The organism is Neochlamydia sp. TUME1 (genome assembly GCF_000813645.1).
Taxonomy (GTDB): Bacteria; Chlamydiota; Chlamydiia; order Chlamydiales; family Parachlamydiaceae; genus Neochlamydia.
The window spans coordinates 1-3,346 of the sequence record NZ_JRXI01000079.1 but is presented as its reverse complement, the minus strand read 5'-3'; the positions used below and the strand labels follow the sequence as shown (position 1 = coordinate 3,346).

General features: G+C 37.4%; 4 protein-coding genes. 1 reads left to right on the top strand and 3 read right to left on the bottom strand.

The genetic code is table 11. The annotated features are described in order from the left end of the window. On the top strand, positions 1-177 hold a 177-nt coding region (locus DB41_RS12090), incomplete at its 5' end, for a transposase (RefSeq protein ID WP_202965109.1). A 49-nt stretch (positions 178-226) separates the two neighbouring features. On the opposite strand, the gene DB41_RS11200 is transcribed toward DB41_RS12090, so the two are convergent. The 3 genes from DB41_RS11200 to DB41_RS11890 form a co-directional block, all read right to left on the bottom strand. Further along, positions 227-1,074 (bottom strand): IS5 family transposase gene (locus tag DB41_RS11200; protein WP_155117561.1). Its coding sequence is split into 2 segments (ribosomal slippage): positions 227-705 and positions 705-1,074, totalling 849 coding nucleotides; the frame shifts between segments, so codons are not numbered across the junction. A gap of 291 nt (positions 1,075-1,365) precedes the next feature. Continuing rightward, positions 1,366-2,538: an IS701 family transposase gene (locus DB41_RS03415; RefSeq protein ID WP_052243852.1), complete on the bottom strand. Its 1,173-nt coding sequence runs from the start codon at positions 2,536-2,538 to the stop codon at positions 1,366-1,368. Between the two features lie 610 nt (positions 2,539-3,148). Beyond that, positions 3,149-3,346: hypothetical protein (locus DB41_RS11890; RefSeq protein WP_039384316.1), on the bottom strand; the 198-nt coding region annotated here is incomplete at its 5' end.

The window sequence follows — 3,346 nt, the reverse complement described above, 5'->3', positions numbered from 1 at the left end:
TGGTGTGAGATTTTATTTTTACCGCCTTATTCTCCAGATCTAAACCCTATTGAAACCTTTTGGGCTAATTTTAAAAAGATTGTGGCAGCAAACATAAGTAATACGCTTTTGAGCTACTCCTTATGTACTCCTATACTTCATAAAATCCCTTTTGTTAAGCAGAGAGGCATCTTTTAGAGGGTTGGGCATGCAGACTAAGTTTTTTAAAAGCGTATAAGAGGATATCTTAAAACCTCTCTTTTAACTTATCAATTCGCTTTAACATCAGTCTAATCATCGATAAATAAATCCAATTTTCACTCGTAGTTGTTAGGTACTCATAGTCTTTTGAAGTTCTTCGATTACGCCCAATCCATGCAAAAGTCCTTTCTACAATCCACCTCTTGGGCAGGACTTTAAAGCTTAAATCAATGGTTTTTAAAAATTCTTCTATTTTATCCTCATGTACCCAAAATCTACGAGGAGGTCTTTTAACGATCTCAAAATCAATGTTATACTGATCTTGGCAGGTTTGCTTTAATACAGTGCCTTGATAGCCCATATCCGCCCAAACCTTGGTGATAGTTGAAAACAGGCTTTTGCATTTGTCTAGCAGCTTAATTAAGGCCGTTCGATCGTTTTCGTCAGCTGCCCCTACATAGCATGTTAATAAAAAGCCTTGCGTATCCACTACAATGTGCCTTTTACGTCCCTTAACCTTTTTAGCTCCATCATAACCTGAAAGCCCCCACTTTCTACTGTTTTAACTGACTGGCTATCGACAATGGCAGCGCTTGGATCGAGGTTCCTCCCCATTATAACTCTTAATTTTTTCCTTAAATGATGATTGATTTTCTCAAACAAATGTGCGTCTTTCCACTTCTTAAAGTAAGTGTAAGCCGTTTTCCAATGCGGAAAGTCTTTGGGTAGATAATGCCACTGGCAACCGGTTCTTAAGACATAAAAAATAGCTTCCAATAGTTCTCTTTTTGTATGTTTAAAGGGCCTGCCTCCTTTGCTGTAATCTACTTCAAAGTAAATTTTAATGGCTTCCCATTCACGATCTGATAAATGACTAGGGTATGCATTGCTCATCTTTACCTCCCTTTTCTCTCGAATATTATCTTAAATAAGCTGTTTTGTATCAACCTATTAGGTATTTGATAAAGTAGATGAATGAGGCAAAATAGGAGGTTTTAAGATATCCTCTAATACTACAGTGGTAAATGTAAACATAGCTTTCTTTGCCTTTGATAATGGTAGTAACAAGCACTCGCTTGATGCTTACGACGCCAATTAGACCATTCTAACCAATAGCTCCAGCATCGCTTGAAGAGGTATGTGCATATATCACTAAACGCCTAGCTTCTTGTAAGGTATATCTAATTAAATTAAATTCCGTACTTTTAGAAACTTCTTCATATGAAGTCGACGAGCTTTTTTTTTCTTCTCCAGTAGGTTGAAAGCATCGCGCAAGCCCGAAAGGAAAGTTAAAGCTAATAAACAAAGCGTCATGTGTCGATACCAGCCTGTGTAGCTTCTCACCTCATAGTGGTCAAGCCCAATTTCTCCTTTAGAAGCTTCAAAGCATTCCTCGATCGTCCAACGACTTCCTGCAGCTTTGGCCATATCTTGTAAAGTAACATTATTGGGACAACAAGCTATATAATAAGCTACATCGCGAGGCTCTTTCATGTTACGCCTTAATAAAAGCCAACGTGTCCACCCTTCAGGGCTATCTGAATTGACTTCTAGACGATACCAATGATAATAGCGCTCGCCTTTTGCTCCTTTTCCTGCCGATAAACTCTGCCAATCTTTTGGCTTAATTTCTGCAAGAAAGTGGCTGACTGGACTTCGATCAAAATCTACGCTCACATGGTAGTTAGAGGGTACAGCTAATATATAAGGGCAGCATTCTTTCTCTAGATAAGCTCTTAAGGGATAAACTCCATATACCTCGTCTCCCAATACCCAAGAGGGCCTGATCCCATGGCCGAAAGCTCTCTGTAGCATCAACATGGCTAATTGTATTTTCGTTTTGAATTTAACTTCTTTAGGTATACCAGCTCTTGCTCTACGTTCTTCATCTAAAAACCATTCTTCAGAGATATATAGCTCTCGATCAATTAGTACGTGGCCTTGGCTAGTTGCATAGGAAAGGAAAACCCCTACTTGGCAATTTTCAATTCTTCCTGCTGTTCCACTATATTGTCTTGCCACTCCTGCTGAATGCTTACCTTTCTTTAAAAATCCCGTCTCATCTATAGCTAGTATACCGCCTTCTTTATCTTTCAACACTTCCATTTGCAACCTATCTCTGATGGCATCTGCTTGCCATAAACCACGGCGTAGTAGATGTTGAAAAGCATACGGGGTTTGTAAACCGACCTCTTCTGCCAATTGCCAGGTGTTTTTACGTTCTGCTTTGCTCATTAACCCCCATGTATATTGCAAAGCTACTTGTCTAGCTTCTTCTCGACTAAAAAAAGGCCTTAAAAATAGAGCTAGCTCTTCTTTTTTTTGTTTTATAGTTTGGTTTATTGCTTTCAATTCCATACCTTACCTCCCTATTTAACAAATAAAATAGCATACTATATTTTTTATTACCACTGTAGTACTAAGTTTTCGACTCTTGCTCAAACCATTGATTACTCTTTTTTAAGTATATGTTAATGACTAGAAATTTAAAATTTAAACCACTATATTTCCGGGCAAAGAAAAGGCCTAACTCATTGGACCAAAACTTAAAATCAAAAGATGCTAAGCGATAGAATCCCCATATTGGCCATATGAGGAATGATGGTAAGCTTGGCCACAATTATCTTAAAAGCGTTTGGGAGATTGTTTTAACGCCATTGTATATTGAAGTAGTTATAACATACGTTTAATTTACAACTAATTACTCGCTTAGAATTCTCCCAAACGTTTTAATCCAGGCTAAAAAAGCTTATTTTCTCTTTTAATTGCTGCAAAACCCTATCTCGAAAGGTACCCCCTGCTCTAAAACTCTTAATTTTTAGCAAATTCTCATCCTCATCAACTAAACTTTTTAATTTTTCGGCTTTTTGGGTTAGCACAGAAAGAAAATAAACAACTTCTCTTTCTAAAACTACTGTGATAAAGAAGATTTATAGGTTAAATCGGGTCAAAATAAGTAACTACATTCTCATGTAAGAATACACTTACCTGCTTGGCTCGCTTTCATAATAGCAGTAGTTTCCTTTAGATGTGTGTTTAAGTATTGTCCATCATCAGACACATAGATTGTGAAATTTTTACATCTTAAGCATAAGCTTTTTAATTCTTCTTCTCCGCGCTGCTTATCTTCTTCGCTAAGTGCAGCCCCCGATAAATAAAGCAAGAC

Coding starts and splice junctions, on each gene's coding strand:
- DB41_RS03415 (WP_052243852.1), bottom strand. CDS start 2,538: ATGGAATTGAAAGCAATAAACCAAACTATAAAACAAAAAAAAGAAGAG.